This window comes from Streptomyces dioscori (assembly GCF_003024195.1).
Classification (GTDB): Bacteria; Actinomycetota; Actinomycetes; order Streptomycetales; family Streptomycetaceae; genus Streptomyces; species Streptomyces dioscori.
Genome location: NZ_KZ679053.1, coordinates 87,786 through 102,296 on the forward strand (window position 1 = coordinate 87,786; position 14,511 = coordinate 102,296).

The following is a 14,511-nucleotide window of genomic DNA, read 5'->3' on the forward strand; positions in this document are numbered from 1 at the left end:
CGCGGTCGGCGGGCCCTCGAAGCCGATCGGACTGAAGTCGCGAGCGAAGCGATGAAACGAGCCTCGTGACAGATCCCGGGCAGGCTTCGGACCATTCCAACCTCACGCTGTGCGGCCCGGATACGACGGCGCCGTCGACGCCTCCGTGGGCGACTGCGTCCGTGTGCCCCCGCGCTGACGCGTGTTCAGGTATCGGATGGCGTGAGCCAGCGGGTACGCGTTCCTCAGCGCGGCGAGCCCGAACGGGATCCAGCTGGAGAAGACCTGACCGCCTGTGGTTTTCAAGGCCTCGTCGAGGTCGGCGGGGCAGCCGCGTTCCGCTGAGTCCGAATGCCGGGATTCACCGTCAGTGAATCCCGGCGTCGCTTCAAGGATCTATCGCAGTCGGATGATCGGCTGGCTCCGGACGCAACCCCGGTGGGGGAGAGGCTCTAGCGAGGAAAGGCGCTGCCAGGAGTTGGCGGCCGAACCGCCTGTCCGGTCGTCGGTGTTCAGGACTGTGGTGCCGAGGCGGTCGCGTTCCCGACGAGTTCGGGGACGGTGCGGGCTTTGAGGATGCCTTCGACGCCGTGGAGGAAGGTGTCGGAGATCAGCTTCGGGTCGAAGAGGCAGCCGGCTGACATGGCGCCGTCGCGGAGCATGATGAAGTGGCGGCCGGCAGCATCGGCCGACCTGTCGCTGGTCTGCGCCAGCAGGTCGGTGACGGTGGTCAGGAACCACTGCCGGTGAGCCAGGACGGTCTGGTGGATCGGATGGGCGGGGTCGGAGTACTCGGCCGCCGCGTTGAGGAAGGCGCACCCGCGGAACCCGGTGGACTGGATACCGTCGGTGATGGATGTGGCCACCGCCCGGACCTGGTCGCTCGGCGAGGGGCTGCTGGCCTGTGCGGCGGCGACCTGCCCCCGGATGGCCTGGTCGGCCTGCGCGAGATAGGCCAGGACCAGGTCCTCCTTGCTCGCGAAGTGCCGGTACAACGTGGCCCGGGTCACCTGCGCCTCCGCGACGATCCGGTCGATGCCGACGGAATGGATCCCCTCGGCGTAGAAGATCCGGGTTGCCGTGTTGAGCAGCCGCGTCCGCGCCTCGGAAACGATGCCGCCTTCATTACTCCGACTCATACGCTCACTGACCAGATCCGAAGAGATAGAACGTTCGTTGCAAAGTATAGTACGCCCGGGCTTATGGATGTAAGGGGAAACGGCTTCGGCGGTCTCAGCTCGATCGAGTCCGTGAGCTCAAGAGTTGCCTTGCCTGATCGGGGGGAGGGGCAGTCCTCCCCCCGATGGGCGGCGCTAAGCCACTGTGACGTCGAGGGTCACCGGAAGGTTGCCGCGTGTCGCGTTGGAGTACGGGCACATCGCATGGGCCGCCTCAACCAGCTTGTCCGCTGTCTCCTGCGCAACGCCGGCCAGTTCGACGTGCAGGGCGGCGTTCAGGCCGAATCCGCCCTCCGGGGTCTTCACCACCCCCACCTCGACGACGACGGCGGAGTCGGAGATCTGAGTCTTCTGCTGCGCCGCTACGGCCTTGAGGGCCGAATGAAAGCACGAGGCCCAGCCTGCGGCGAACAGTTGCTCAGGGTTGGTCGCGCCGCCGGGGCCGCCCATCTCCTTCGGGATCGCCAGCGTGATGTCGAGCAGGCCGTCATTGGTCCGGGCCCTGCCTCCCGCCCTGCCGTCGCCGGTGGACGTGGCAATGCCTCTGTAAAGGGTGTCGGACACTTTGTTTCTCTCCTGGTTCAATAAGCGGTCGCTTGGGCCGCTGTGTCACGTTCACGACCGTGGTTGCCATCGGCTCCTCCTGCTGACGTAGAAATTCAGCAGACGGGGACGGGCGGTCTGGCTGCGGCGGTAGCAGCCCGTCACGGGAAGGTAGAACGTTCTGTCTTGCATAGTCTGGTGCGGAGGACGGCCGCTGTCAAGACAGAACGTTCTGTTCTTCGAAGTTTTCTCGCAGGGCGGGCTGGCGGTCGGTCGTGCATGACGCTTCGGGCGTACGGGTTTCAGTGGGAGGGCTTCCTCGTCGCCTTCGCGCTGGTTCAGGGGCACTGTTGCTCCGCTTGAACGGTCCAGCGGTGCTTCGCGCTTCGACGCAGTCATCGGCGTGGGGGTGTCAAGCAGCCCGGCGTCGTGGGGGTGGCCGCCGCCGACTCCGCCGCACGAGTCCAGTCTGAGCTGATGCGACTGCTGGAGACACCGCGGCGGATTGCGGCCATCAGTCCGCTGTGGCTGTCGGACATGACCAGCTGGATGTTCTCCAGGCTGCTGGCCGCTGGCCGCAGGCTGCGCAGGAACGTGGGCCGGAGCGGCTTCGATTCGCTGTCGCCGGCCAACGCGCCGAGGATCGCGCGGTGCCCGGCGGCTCAGATCCCGGCGGCGACGACCACGGCCTGCGAGGCGATCCGACCGCCGCTACCCCTCGGAACCCTCCATGACCGACCTCTGCACCACCAAGCCAACCGCCCGCGAACCGCAGATCACCGCACAACCTGAATCGAGACAGCTGCCCTGACCGCACAGAACAGCGGGGCATGATCGTCCCCAGGGCATACGCCCGCGCAAGGAACCTGACAGATCGGCCCTCTGGAAGCCTTCTCGGTCATCAGAGGCACCCGCCCGTATGTGGTCGTGAGCGGGCGTCACGGTCCAGCAGCTGACACCCTGTCCGGCTCGGAGTAGGGCGCTGTGACGTGAGCCCGCAGGAGCACGTCGACCCCGCGCAAAAAGGTCTCGCACACTACTGACGGATCGAACAGGCACCCAGCGGCTGTTGCACCATCACGCATCATCACGAAGTGGTGGGCCGCCGCTTCGGCGGGCGCTTCCCGCACCTTGGCGAGCAACTCCGCAACCGTCTGGAGGAACCACTGGCGGTGGGCGAGTACGGCCTGGTGCACCGGATGGTCAGGGTCGGGATATTCGGCGACGGCGTTGAGGAACGCGCAGCCCCGGAAGCCGGGAACCTGGATCCTCTGCGCTATGGACCTGCTGAGCCTTCGCAAGGCGTCCGCTGCTGAGAGCTCGGCAGCGAGGGCCGCCTCGGCCTGTTCGCGCTCGGCTCGGTGCGACTCGTCCAGGTAGGCGAGTACAAGGTCTTCTTTGCTGGGGAAGTGCCGATAGAAGGTCGCCCGGGTCACCTGCGCTTCCGTGACGATGCGATCAACGCCGACCGAGTGGATTCCCTCCTCGTAGAAGATCCGGCAGGCCGTGCTGAGCAGCCGGGACCGCGCATCGGAGGGTCGGCCGTTGAGGTTAGTGCGCGCCATCTTCCAATCCTAACAGATAGAACGTTCGGTCTTGACGATTCGATGTAGGGATTGACATAGTGTCAGCCAGAACGTTCTATCTAGAAGAAGGGACGTTTGCTGTGGCGTCAAGGGCATGGAGTGCAGACGACGTGCGTGGGCCGCCGATGGAGGACCGATCAACTGGGGAGAACCAGTGCGGACTTGCGCAGCGAGTCACCATGTGACGCGCTGGCCCCCGAGCGGCGCAGATTGCCACCCACGCAGCATCGTGCCGTATGCCGCCTGCACCGACACATGTCCCCGCCGCGGATGGGCTGCCGGCCGGGAAGTGGCGGCGGAGAGCCCATGATCCGCCCAGCCCCCGCCCACCCTCACCGTTGCATGTCCCGCAGGAGACGCGCCATGCCTTATTGGGCTGTCACCATTCCGACCCACACCGCTGACGGTACGTCCGGCGTCCATGTCTTCATCGTCACCGCCGACCGCCCCGAGCAAGCCCGCGGCCGCGCCCTGGCGAAGGCGGACATGCCGATGTCGCTGCGCCATCGCCGCAACGCGGCCCTGCGCCTCGCCGCTCTGACCATTGCCGAGATAACGCCCCGATGGGGCATGTGACCTCACACGACGTTCCGTCGCCGTCCCTTGTGATCAGATCGGCCGACGGGGCGGATCTCCTGCTCACGTCGCGGGAAAGGGTGTGCCCCTGGAGTTCCCGAAGGGGAGGTGTGCGGTCCCCGCCCTCCACTCCATCGTCGGTGATCGCTGCGGGCGGCGTGCTCGTCCTTCGGTGTGTGACTGTTCCAGGGCCCTCGGCCACCGCGGCAGTTGTCGCGCGGTGGCCGAGGGCCTTGTCGTGGGCAGGTTCTGGGCCCGTCGGGGGACGCGCAAGGCCTAGGTAGAACGTTCTGTCTTGACAGATTGTGCCGGAGTGGTCATGCTGTTTATAGATGGAACGTTCGGTATACCTCCGGAGGTTCTAGCGGCTCACAAAGGGGCCGTCGTCTGGAGCAAGCCGAACGTGCCAACTGCTGAATCGCACCTTCGACTTCGCCGCAACTTCGAAAGGATCATCGTGACCACCGTTGACACTCCCGCTGTCGGGGGCATCGCGCCGGCTCTGCGCCAGCTGTACCTTGTGCGATTCGCATTCGCCATCGTCTGGGCGGTCCTCGTGTTCGCCACCGCGTCCGAACTCGGCGCGCTCGGCATCGCCCTGGTCGTCATCTACCCGCTCTTCGACGTCGCCTCCGCGGTCTGGGACTCCCGCTCGTCCGGCGACAACGGACAGGTTCGTGGTCTGCAGGTCAACATGGCCATCAGCCTCGTCGCCGCTGCGGGTCTGGCCGTCGCCAGTGCCTCCGGAGTGCCGGCCGTCCTGCGTGTGTGGGGCGTCTGGGCGATCGTCTCCGGAATAGTCCAGCTGATCGTGGCTGTCAGGCGCCGCGCGATGGGCGGTCAGTGGCCGATGATCCTCAGTGGCGGCATCTCCGTGCTGGCCGGCGCCAACTTTGTCGCGAGCGCCTCGGGGACGGACCCCGCGCTCAGCGGCGTGGCCGGTTACGCCGTGCTCGGCGGCATCTTCTTCCTCGTCTCGGCCCTGCGTCTCGGCCGCTCCAGCAAGGAGATCTGACATGGACGACAAGACCTACGACGTCATCGTCATCGGCGCGGGTCCGGTCGGGGAGAACGTCGCTGACCGGGTGGTGCAGGGCGGCCTGAGCGCGGCCGTCGTCGAGCGGGAACTGGTCGGAGGCGAGTGCTCGTACTGGGCCTGTATGCCGACCAAGGCGCTGCTGCGCAGCGGGGCGGCGCTCCGCGCGGCTCGACAGGTGCCCGGTGCCCGTGAAGCGGTGACAGGTGATCTGGATGTCGCTGCCGTGCTCAAGCGCCGAGATGCCTTCGCTTCGAACTGGAGGGACGACGGGCAGGCGTCCTGGCTTGAGCAGGTGGGTGTGCCGCTGTACCGCGGACACGGTCGCGTCAGCTCCACCCGGGTTGTCGAGGTGACCGGCAAGGACGGCTCCACGGCCACGCTGACCGCGCGACACGCGGTCGTCGTCGCGACCGGAAGCGGCGCGCTGGTCCCGGATCTGGAAGGACTGCGCCAGGCAAAGCCCTGGACGAGCCGGGAAGCGGTTGTGACGGGCGAAGTCCCGGGTCGGCTCGCCATCATCGGCGGTGGCGTGGTCGCATCGGAGATGGCGACCGCGTTCGCAGGCCTGGGCGCAGCGGTGACGGTGCTGGCGCGTGACGGAGTGCTGCCTCTGGCGGAGCCGTTCGCCGGTGAGCATGTCGTCAAGTCGCTGCGTGAGAGCGGCGTGTCCGTCCGCCTCGGAGCCGAGGCGGCGTCCGTCAAGCGAGCCGACGACGGAACGGTGTCCATCACGCTCACCAACGGTGAGCAGGTCGAAGCCGATGAACTGCTCGTCGCGATCGGCCGTACGCCCAACACGCAGGACATCGGCCTGGACGCGGTCGGTCTGACGCCCGGGGCCTGGCTCACCGTCGACGACACCATGCGGGTCGTCGGCGAGGACGGCGCACTGTTCGATGACGGATGGCTGTATGCCGCGGGCGACGTCAACCGGCGCGTTCTGCTGACCCATCAGGGCAAGTACCAGGCCCGCGCCGTCGGCGATGTCATCGTGGCCCGGGCCAAGAACGGGACGGTCGAGCAGGGTCGGTGGGGTCGGCACGTGGCGACGTCCGACGAACGCGCTGTACCGCAGGTGGTCTTTACCGAGCCGGAGGTCGCGTCGGTGGGGCTGACCGCAGCCGCCGCCGAGGCCGCCGGGTTGCGGATCCGTGTCGTCGACTACGACTTGGCCGCGACTGCCGGCTCCTCGCTGCAGGCCGAGGCATACCGCGGTCAGGCGAGGATGGTGGTGGACGAGGACCGGAAGGTGATCGTCGGATTCACGCTGGTCGGCCCGGATGTCGCGGAGCTGCTGCACGCGGCGACGATCGCGGTGGTCGGGGAGGTGCCGCTTGACCGGCTGTGGCACGCGGTGCCTGCATTCCCCACGGTGAGTGAGGTGTGGCTGCGTCTGCTGGAAACCTACGGCCGCTGACACACGCGACTGATGTTCTCTGCCCCGCCCGAGCCCGACGGGATGAGACGACAGCACGCCCCCTGCCTCCCCGCAGGGGGTTTCGTGCTTCTTCCGGCGCCAACGCGGCGGACCGCCCGGCGCGGCGCGGAACAGGCCCTTGTCGGGCTCGGCCGACCTGTACCGATGTCGGGTCGGGCGCCCCGGTCGTGTGGCGGCAGGCCGCATGGCTCGCGACCGGGCGCAACGGGCATGAGTAACTTCAGCGGCACCCTCGCGGCCTTCCAGGACTACCGCCCACATCGGTGTGGACCTTCCCGGCTGGAGAAGCCCAGGCGGTCGCGACCTGGCCCGCAGCGCTCGGCGCCCGCGTCGTCGATGCCGAGGGTGCGGCACGGACGGCGACGTGCGATGACGTCTCTTGCCTGCACCCCGCCGTGCATCGGATAGAACGTTCGGTCTATACTTAGCGATGTCCTCTGCGTCTTTCTGAAGGATCTCCACATGTTCGAATCGATGGTCGGCCGCATCCGGACCCCTGACGCACTCGGCGAGGCCGAGGCCGAGGCGCTGGTCCACGGCATCTGCTTCAAGACCGGTCCCCCCGAGCGCCTGGGCGTCGAGGTGGAATGGCTTGTCCACCAACTGGACGCTCCGCAGACGCCGGTGTCGCCCGAACGACTCTCCACGGCGTACACCGCACTGCGGGCACTGCCTCTCACGTCCTCCTTGACCGTCGAACCCGGTGGTCAGCTGGAACTGAGTTCGCTGCCTGCCACCTCGCTCATGGATTGCATCCGCACCGTCTCAGCCGACCTCGACTCGGTCCGTGCGGTGCTGCGCGACGTCGGCCTCGGCATCGTCGGCCTGGGCCACGATCCCTGGCACGCGCCACGCCGCTTTCTGCGGCAGCCTCGGTACGACGCCATGGAAGCCCACTTCGAGCGGCTCGGCCCCGCCGGCCGCTACATGATGTGCAGTACCGCGTCCGTGCAGGTCTGCGTGGACGCGGGGTATGAAGAGCCGGGCCCCCTCGGCCACGTACGCCGTTGGTGGCTGGCACATCACCTGGGGGCCGTCCTGCTCGCATCATTCGCGAACTCGCCGATGGCCGACAACAGGCCCACCGGCTGGCGATCCACCCGGCAGCTGCGCTGGATGCAGATCGGCGCGGGCCGCGCGGGCGGCGCTCCGCTGGACACTCATCCGCGTACCAGCTGGGCGCGGCACGTCCTGCACGCGCCAGTGATGTGCATACGCCGCGACAGCGGACCGTGGGACGTGCCGGACGATCTGACCTTGCGGGACTGGACACGCCACCTGATGCCGAGACCGCCACTGCACGGCGATCTCGACTACCACGTGACCACCCTCTTCCCGCCCGTCCGGCCGCGCGGCCACCTGGAATTGCGCATGATCGACGCGCAGCCCGGTGATGACGGCTGGATCGTGCCCCTCGCGGTGACAGCGGCACTGTTCGACGATCGCGAGGCGACCGACATCGCCTGTCGCGCTGTCGAGCCGCTCGCCGCACGCACACTCGGCCGACAGGCCCCGCGCAATCCCCTGTACGAGATCGCCGCCCGTGACGCGCTCACCGATCCGGGGCTGCGGGAGGCTGCCGTCACGTGCTTCACCGCTGCCCTCGACGCCCTGCCCCGGCTCGGCGCCACGACTGCGGTCCAGGACGCCGTATCCGCGTTTCTGGAGCGCTACGTGTCGCGGGGCCGCTGCCCCGCCGACGACATGCTGGTCATGGAAGGCGGCACCGGCCATGGTCGGCTCAGCGAGGAGTACGGCCCATGAACCACCCTGCCGACGACACCTTCGCCACAGCGGCAGGCGAAGCGAGTCCGGACATCGAAACGCTGCGCGAGCGGGCTCTCTCCGCGCTCGTCACCGTTCGCGAACGCACCATGTTGCTGACCAGTTGAGTGGAAGGCCCCGAGCTGACCGCCCAGGTGTCTCCCCTGATGTCTCCCCTGGTGTGGGACCTGGCGCATATCGCCAACCAGGAGGAGCAATGGCTGCTGCGCGCCGTCGCCGGGCAGGAGGCGATCCGGCCCGAGATCGACAGCCTGTACGACGCGTTCGAGCACCCACGTTCCGAACGGCCCGGCCTGCCGCTGCTCGCGCCCGACGAGGCCCGCCGGTACGCGGCCGACATCCGTGCACGAGCCCTGGACGTGCTGCAGGAAGCCGCGTTCCACGGCACGCGGCTGACGGAGGCGGGCTTCGCCTTCGGCATGATCGCCCAGCACGAACAGCAGCACGACGAGACCATGCTGGTCACCCATCAGCTCCGCGCCGGGCCGCAAGCGCTGACCGCCCCCGATCCCGCCCCCGCACCCCTGTTCGCCGGCCCGGCGGAGGCGCTGATTCCCGGCGGGCCGTTCACCATGGGCACGTCGTCGGAGCCGGGGCCCTGGACAACGAACGGTCCGAGCTGACGCCGAGCGTGAGCGGCAGCGTCAGGAGCGCCGGTGAGTACGAGGCGAGCGAGGGGCCTGAGCCCCAGCCTCACTTGCGACCCAGCAGTGCAGGTAGAACGTTCTGTATTGACAATCTTCGTGGCCGACGGCATTCTAAGAGAACAGAATGTTCTTTCTTCTGGCGGGTTCGGGCTTGTTCCGTCCCGGCGTCGGCCTCCCGGAGATGCGGCGAAGCCGACCACCGGTATCCAGGGCTGAGCGCGAAGCGCCTGCGGGGGAGACGTCGGCGGTACATGGCGACGGCGACGATCCGACGGCCTTGGTCCAGCGAACTCATAGGAGTTGGTGCGTGAACTCTGAACGACCCGAGAAGCGAGGCACCCCTGTGGGCAGGCGCGTCTTTCTCGGCACCCTTGGTCTCGGAGCGCTGGGCGTCTACGCCGCACCAACCCTGCAACGTGGCACCGAAGCATTTCTGGCCGGTGCCTCACAGCTGGACCCATCCGGCCTGACCGGTCTGTTGCCCAACGGCGGCGGCTTCCGCTACTACTCCGTGACCACCTCGGTACCGCACAAGGACGCCACGAACTACCGGCTGACCGTCGACGGCCTGGTGGACCACCCGACGACCTACACGCTCGACGACCTGCGCGCCCTTCCGCAGACCCGGATGGTCAAGGACATCCAGTGCGTCACCGGCTGGCGGGTCCCTCAAACTCCCTTCGAGGGGGTGCGGCTGTCCCACCTGCTGGACGCCGCCGGCGTGCGCGGCTCGGCGGGCGCCGTCCGCTTCACCTGCTTCGACGGCGCCTACTCCGAGAGCCTCACCCTGGAGCAGGCCCGCCGCTCCGACGTCCTGGTGGCGCTGCGCATGCAGGACGAGGACATCAGCCATGCCCACGGGGGCCCGGTCCGCCTGTACGTGGCACCGATGTACTTCTACAAGTCCGCCAAGTGGCTGTCCGGCATCACCGTCACCGAGTACGTCAAGCCCGGCTACTGGGAGGACCTCGGCTACGACGTCGACGCCTGGGTCGGCAAGTCGAACGGGCGGGACGATGACCCCACGAGCTGAGGCGCACACTCCGCCGCCCGCCGAGCTCCGCCGGTTCGGGCCCGCGCAGCGCTGGGTGCACCGTGCGACGGCCCTGCTGACGGGCGTGTGTGTGGTGACGGCGTCCTTCCTCTACATCCCGGTGCTCGCGGAGATGGTCGGACGCCGCAATCTGGTGGTCCGCGTTCATGAGTGGTCGGGGCTTGCCCTTCCGATCCCCGTCCTGGTGGGCCTGTTCTCCCGGCACTTCCGCGCTGACCTCGGGCATCTCAACCGCTTCGGGCCGCACGACAAGGTCTGGCTGCGCGCGGTCCTGCGCCGCGACAAGCGCTACTCGTCCCGGCCGGCGGCCAAGTTCAACGCCGGACAGAAGATCTACGCGAACTGGATCGCCGGTGCGACGCTGGTGATGCTCGGCACGGGCCTGATCATGTGGTTCACCCATCTCACCCCGATCACGTGGCGCACCAGTGCGACTTTCGTCCACGACTGGCTCGCCCTGACCATCGGGATCGTCCTGGCCGGACACATCGGCATGGCCATGGGGGACCCGGAGGCACGCGCCGGCCTGCGTACAGGCACGGTCGACCCCCAATGGGCGAAGCGCAGGCATCCGTTGTGGCGCCCAGGGTCTAAAAGGATGCGTTGACCAGCGCAGCGAATGCCCGGGTGGCAAGCGGGCACCAAGGGACGCACTCCTTGTTCGCATCCCCTGGTGCCCGTTACCGCTGCCCCGTCAGGAAGGCGGCCCAGGTGCGGTAGCCGTCTTCACTCACGCCCCAGCTGTCCGCAAGGCTCGCGACGATCATGAGGCCCCGCCCCCGCGGGTCCTCGTCCTGAGCCCATGACACCCGGGCAGGTGCCGGATTGGAGTCAGAGACTTCGATCCTCACCTCGTCGGCCGTCTCCGTGATGCGCAGCCCGACCCGGCCGAGGCCATGCTCGATCGCGTTCGACACCAGTTCGGACACGACCAGCCGCATGTCATCGGCGAGTGACGGGTCCAGGTCCCACAGCCGCATGATCGCGAATGCGGCGTTTCGGGCCTGCGGGACGTGGACGAGATCCGGAGGGATCGCGGTCTCGAAGGCCCGCCGGGGTGGCGTAAGGATCATGGTGGGGGACATGGTGGATCCTCTCGTTCCTCGGGCCGCCGAGGTGTGGGCGCCAGTTTCGATCCGGTGTCCAGCCGGTCAAGTGATGTATGTAACGTTCACTATACGGCTGGGAGAAGCTGGGCGCCAGTGCCCCTAGGGCTACAAAAAGGGAAAAATCGTCCACATCCTGTCCTGCTCGACATGCTGCCCTGCCCGACGGGACCGCAGGTGCGCCGGCGCCTCAGTACGGGCGGTCGCCGATGATCGTGACGCGTTCCATCAGCCGGAAGTCGGGGAAGTAGTCGCTGACCGCGTAATGCTGGGTCGCCCGGTTGTCCCAGAAGGCCACCGAGCCCGGCTCCCAGCGGAAGCGCACCTGGTACTCCGGGAGCGTCGCCTGGCGGAACAGCAGGTCGAGCAGATCCTGGCTCCGACTCGGTGCCAACCCCACGATGGCGCTGGTGAACACCGGATTGACGTAGAGGAGTTTGCGGCCGGTCTCGGGGTGCGTGCGCACCACGGGGTGTTCCACCGGCTGGAATCGGGCGCGTGCTTCGCGCATGTTCTTCGCCACCTCGTCCGCGGCTTCCCCGGTCACCGTGGGAATTTCATGCAGCGCGCTCAGACCGTCGATCAGTTCGCGGACGTCCTCGGGGAGCCCCTGGTAAGCCGCGTGCATGTCCGCCCACAAGGTGTCTCCACCGAGTGCGGGGACCGTGACGGCGCGCAGCATGGAGCCCAGCGGCGGTGTAGGGCTGAAGCTGACGTCGCTGTGCCAGATGTTCTCGGTTCCGGGGCGTGCTCCGTCGTGTTCCAGTCGCACCACCTCGGGGATCTCGGCCTTGGGCAGGAAGGGGTGATCTTCGAGTTCGCCCCAGTGCCGGGCCACGTCGGCGTGCTCCCGGGCGGTGAGTTCTTGCCCGCGGAAGAACAGCACCTTCCACTCCAGCAGCGCCCGCTTGAGCTCGGCGAGCACCTCGGGAGCCAGTTCCTCGGCGAGGTCGACGCCGCGGACCTCGGCACCGATCAGGAGGGACTGCGGAATCAGGGAAAGGTGCCGGTACGGTTCGCCGGCGCCCTTTGGGCGGAACTCCCGTCCGACCATGGACGGACGCAGCGCTCGCGCCGAGCGGGCGAATCCGGTCCGTTCGCGCTGTTCGGTCCCAGAGGTCATGTCAGATCATCTCCTTGGTGGTGGATCCGCTGCCCGCGGGTTCAGTCGCGGGCGCGTCGGTACGAGAGGTGGCGGCACCGCCGGTTGCGGGGGAGCGGCCGTGACGCATGCGCCAGGTGGTCAGAAGGGCCAGCAGTGCGGCGGCCGCGGCGCAGGTGAAGGCCAGCCGGTAGCCGCTGCCCGCGAAGACCGAACCGGTCGGGCCGACCGGGTAGCGGGTGCGTACGGAGGCCAGGGCCGATGCCCCGGCTGCCGCTCCCAGCTGGTTGGCGACCGCGATCAACGCCGCGCCGGTGGCGGCTCGTTCGTCGGGCACGGCCTCGGTGATGAGGTTGGCGAACGATGCGTAGGCGAGTCCGGTGCCCAGACCGAACACGAGGCTGATGAACAGGACGGCGCCGCGTTGCCCGGGCAGCGCGGCGAAGCCGAGCGCCCCGATCGCCACCAGCGCTTGCGCCGTCAGTGCCGTGCTTCGCGGGCCGCGGCGCCGGGCCATATACCCGCCCAGGGGTCCACCGGCGAGCGAGCCGAGTCCCAGAGTGAAGGTCCAGCCGGCCGCGGCCAGCGCGGACAGACCGAACGCGTAGCCGAGCCCGGTCTGGCGCGGGGTCTGCAACAGCTGGGCCAACAGATAGGCGGCGGCGGACGTGCCGGCCGTGGTGAGTACGGCCGAGAGCAGTGTGCCCCGCACCGCCGGAGCGGTGAGCAGGCCGAGGTCGACGGCCGGGTGGGCTCTGTTTCTTTCGCGTCGCCAGAAGCCGAGGGCCAAGAGCAACGCGGAGGAAAGCGCCCCCACGGCGCCGGGCGACGCCCAGCCCGAGCGCACGGCGGCGCCCACGCCCCCTACCAGTGCCGCCGCTGCCAGGCCGAGCAGAAGCGCTCCCAGGACATCGAGCCGCCGGTGTTCGGAATTCGCCGTGTCGTCCGGGCGCCGATCGTCAGGCAGTGCCACTGCGCCGAGTGGCAGCACCAGCGCGCTCAGCAGGAAGAGGAACCAGAACACGCCGTGGTAGCCGTAGCGGTCCACCAGAGCACCGCCGAGGAAGGGCGCGATGATCCCGCTGATCCCGATCCCACTCGAAACGATGCCCAGGGCGACCGGCACTCGATGGCGGGGAAAGGCGTCTCGGACCATCGCGTAGGCAACCGCCAGTGCACCGCCGACGGCGCCCTGCAGGAGTCGGCCGAAGAGCAGCAGCGGCAGCGATGTGGCCACCGCGCACAGCAGCGACCCGGCCGCGAAGAGGGTCCCGGAATACAGCAGTACCCGCTTCTTGCCCACCACGTCGGCAATGCGCCCCAGCAGTGGGATGCACACCACGGCGGCGAGGCTCACCGTGCCGGTGACCGCGTCGGCTCCCGCACTGCCGAAGGACTGCGCGAGGGACCTGGCCGCCGGGTAGACCAGGCTCACTTCCAGCGGGGCGGTCTCTGTGAGCAGGACGAGCACGGCAAGGATGCCCAGTTGCCGGACCCGGGAGTCGGTGGGAGGGGTCATCGACGGATGCCTGCTTTCGTGAAGGGACGGGGATGGCGGCTGCCCCACGAGCGATTAACTCACGTGGGTCAGAAGTGGTTCATGTACGCCGTATTGCAAGTTCATGTCCTTACGCGACCGCGCATCTGGTGCAGATTTCCGGCAGGCGGCGACGGCGGTGATAATTCGCCCATGACCTCGTCCACTCCGGAACAGCGTTCCAGGCCGGCCCCGGCGCCCCGCGCCGACGGAACGCGGTTGGCGATCATCGAGTGTGCCGAGCGGCTGTACGCCGAGCGTGGGGTGAACGGCGTCTCTCTGCGGGAGATCGGCGCTGCCGCAGGGCAACGCAACACCGGCGCCGTGCGGTACCACTTCGGTTCCAAGGCAGGTCTGCTGTCGGCGGTCTTCGAGCATCGGATGAGCCCGGCCAACGGGCTTCGTGAGCGGATGCTGGCGGCAGCCGACGCGGAGGGACGCGGAATGGACCCGCGGACGCTGGTGGAGGCGCTGGTACTGCCGTTGGCCGAGCTCCTCGGCGAGCCGGGCCGGCCGAGCTGGTACGCACGCTTCCTCGCCCAGACAGCCGCCGATCCCGTGCTGGCCAACGCGGTCGGGTACCGTCCTGACTCCCCGTGGACCAGCGGAGCGGTCAAAACGGAGCAGCGCATCCTGCGCCATCTGCGCCGTCTGCCTGAGCGTCTGCGTCGCCAGCGCTTCCTGCTGCTGGTCGGTTTCTTCACTCACGCCTTGGCCGACTGGGAGGCCCAGCTCTCAGTCGGGCCCGACCATCTGACGAGCAGACAGGAACTGGTCGAGCATGTGATCGCTCTGGGAGCCGCCATGCTCGCCGTGGACAGCCCTCAGACAGCGGACACCGCCGGCACTGTCGGCGCGCCGTGCATGGAACGGCCGGAGTACGAGACCGGGACAGTCTGACGGCGTCACCGCCCGCATCACGGGCGTGCGCCCGGCTGGGC

The 14,511-nt window shown here is 68.3% G+C and carries 13 protein-coding genes and 2 pseudogenes; 8 read left to right on the forward strand and 7 right to left on the reverse strand.

Going from position 1 to position 14,511, the window contains the following annotated elements:
* Positions 1–491 precede the first annotated feature (491 nt).
* From C6Y14_RS33665 to C6Y14_RS33680, 4 genes and pseudogenes are all read right to left on the reverse strand, one after another.
* Positions 492–1,118, reverse strand: a complete 627-nt coding sequence (locus C6Y14_RS33665; protein ID WP_107020671.1) for a TetR/AcrR family transcriptional regulator — start codon at positions 1,116–1,118, stop codon at positions 492–494.
* A gap of 174 nt (positions 1,119–1,292) precedes the next feature.
* Complete coding sequence (locus C6Y14_RS33670) at positions 1,293–1,721, reverse strand: organic hydroperoxide resistance protein (protein WP_107020672.1); 429 nt, start codon at positions 1,719–1,721, stop codon at positions 1,293–1,295.
* Positions 1,722–2,200: 479 nt separating this feature from the next.
* Positions 2,201–2,404, reverse strand: a pseudogene (locus tag C6Y14_RS46045) (transposase); the annotation flags it as partial.
* A 234-nt stretch (positions 2,405–2,638) separates the two neighbouring features.
* The gene (locus C6Y14_RS33680) at positions 2,639–3,265 is read right to left on the reverse strand and encodes a TetR/AcrR family transcriptional regulator (RefSeq protein WP_107020673.1); all 627 of its coding nucleotides are present in this window, start codon (positions 3,263–3,265) and stop codon (positions 2,639–2,641) included.
* A gap of 384 nt (positions 3,266–3,649) precedes the next feature.
* Here C6Y14_RS33680 and C6Y14_RS33685 point away from each other — a divergent pair, with 384 nt between their 5' ends.
* The 7 genes and pseudogenes from C6Y14_RS33685 (at position 3,650) to C6Y14_RS33720 (ending at position 10,432) form a co-directional block, all read left to right on the forward strand.
* The gene (locus tag C6Y14_RS33685; RefSeq protein ID WP_107020674.1) at positions 3,650–3,862 is read left to right on the forward strand and encodes a hypothetical protein; all 213 of its coding nucleotides are present in this window, start codon (positions 3,650–3,652) and stop codon (positions 3,860–3,862) included.
* A gap of 457 nt (positions 3,863–4,319) precedes the next feature.
* Positions 4,320–4,877 (forward strand): DUF308 domain-containing protein, encoded by a 558-nt coding sequence (locus tag C6Y14_RS33690; RefSeq protein ID WP_107020675.1) that lies wholly within the window; start codon positions 4,320–4,322, stop codon positions 4,875–4,877.
* A 1-nt stretch (position 4,878) separates the two neighbouring features.
* A complete protein-coding gene (locus C6Y14_RS33695) occupies positions 4,879–6,318 on the forward strand; it encodes a dihydrolipoyl dehydrogenase family protein (RefSeq protein ID WP_107020676.1) in 1,440 nt (479 codons plus the stop codon).
* 483 nt (positions 6,319–6,801) lie between these two features.
* Positions 6,802–8,103 (forward strand): ergothioneine biosynthesis glutamate--cysteine ligase EgtA, encoded by a 1,302-nt coding sequence (gene egtA, locus C6Y14_RS33705; RefSeq protein WP_107020677.1) that lies wholly within the window; start codon positions 6,802–6,804, stop codon positions 8,101–8,103.
* Positions 8,100–8,737 (forward strand): annotated as a pseudogene (locus tag C6Y14_RS33710) (DinB family protein); the annotation flags it as partial. The gene egtA and the pseudogene C6Y14_RS33710, both read left to right, overlap by 4 nt.
* A 341-nt stretch (positions 8,738–9,078) precedes the next feature.
* Entirely contained in the window at positions 9,079–9,804 is a 726-nt protein-coding gene (locus tag C6Y14_RS33715; protein WP_107020678.1) for a molybdopterin-dependent oxidoreductase, read from the forward strand.
* Positions 9,788–10,432, forward strand: a complete 645-nt coding sequence (locus C6Y14_RS33720) for a cytochrome b/b6 domain-containing protein (protein WP_107020679.1) — start codon at positions 9,788–9,790, stop codon at positions 10,430–10,432. Before C6Y14_RS33715 ends, C6Y14_RS33720 begins: the two co-directional genes overlap by 17 nt.
* A gap of 73 nt (positions 10,433–10,505) precedes the next feature.
* Here the strand turns inward: C6Y14_RS33720 and C6Y14_RS33725 are convergent, their stop codons facing one another.
* The 3 genes from C6Y14_RS33725 to C6Y14_RS33735 form a co-directional block, all read right to left on the reverse strand.
* Complete coding sequence (locus tag C6Y14_RS33725) at positions 10,506–10,910, reverse strand: ATP-binding protein (protein WP_107020680.1); 405 nt, start codon at positions 10,908–10,910, stop codon at positions 10,506–10,508.
* A 211-nt stretch (positions 10,911–11,121) separates the two neighbouring features.
* Positions 11,122–12,054 carry a TauD/TfdA dioxygenase family protein gene (locus C6Y14_RS33730; protein ID WP_107020681.1) on the reverse strand — a complete coding sequence of 311 codons (933 nt, stop codon included), beginning with the start codon at positions 12,052–12,054 and terminating at the stop codon, positions 11,122–11,124.
* Position 12,055: 1 nt separating this feature from the next.
* The gene (locus C6Y14_RS33735; protein WP_107020682.1) at positions 12,056–13,552 is read right to left on the reverse strand and encodes an MFS transporter; all 1,497 of its coding nucleotides are present in this window, start codon (positions 13,550–13,552) and stop codon (positions 12,056–12,058) included.
* 171 nt (positions 13,553–13,723) lie between these two features.
* On the opposite strand from C6Y14_RS33735, the gene C6Y14_RS33740 reads away from it, so the two are divergent.
* Positions 13,724–14,470, forward strand: coding sequence for a TetR/AcrR family transcriptional regulator (locus C6Y14_RS33740; RefSeq protein WP_159074363.1), 747 nt, complete (start codon positions 13,724–13,726; stop codon positions 14,468–14,470).
* Positions 14,471–14,511: the final 41 nt, after the last annotated feature.

Excerpts from the sequence above, each read along its gene's own strand:
- C6Y14_RS33665 (WP_107020671.1), bottom strand. The coding sequence starts at position 1,118 with ATGAGTCGGAGTAATGAAGGCGGCATCGTTTCCGAGGCGCGGACGCGG.
- C6Y14_RS33680 (WP_107020673.1), bottom strand. The coding sequence starts at position 3,265 with ATGGCGCGCACTAACCTCAACGGCCGACCCTCCGATGCGCGGTCCCGG.
- C6Y14_RS33685 (WP_107020674.1), top strand. The coding sequence starts at position 3,650 with ATGCCTTATTGGGCTGTCACCATTCCGACCCACACCGCTGACGGTACG.
- C6Y14_RS33695 (WP_107020676.1), top strand. The coding sequence starts at position 4,879 with ATGGACGACAAGACCTACGACGTCATCGTCATCGGCGCGGGTCCGGTC.
- egtA (WP_107020677.1), top strand. The coding sequence starts at position 6,802 with ATGTTCGAATCGATGGTCGGCCGCATCCGGACCCCTGACGCACTCGGC.
- C6Y14_RS33720 (WP_107020679.1), top strand. The coding sequence starts at position 9,788 with ATGACCCCACGAGCTGAGGCGCACACTCCGCCGCCCGCCGAGCTCCGC.
- C6Y14_RS33725 (WP_107020680.1), bottom strand. The coding sequence starts at position 10,910 with ATGTCCCCCACCATGATCCTTACGCCACCCCGGCGGGCCTTCGAGACC.
- C6Y14_RS33730 (WP_107020681.1), bottom strand. The coding sequence starts at position 12,054 with ATGACCTCTGGGACCGAACAGCGCGAACGGACCGGATTCGCCCGCTCG.
- C6Y14_RS33735 (WP_107020682.1), bottom strand. The coding sequence starts at position 13,552 with ATGACCCCTCCCACCGACTCCCGGGTCCGGCAACTGGGCATCCTTGCC.
- C6Y14_RS33740 (WP_159074363.1), top strand. The coding sequence starts at position 13,724 with ATGACCTCGTCCACTCCGGAACAGCGTTCCAGGCCGGCCCCGGCGCCC.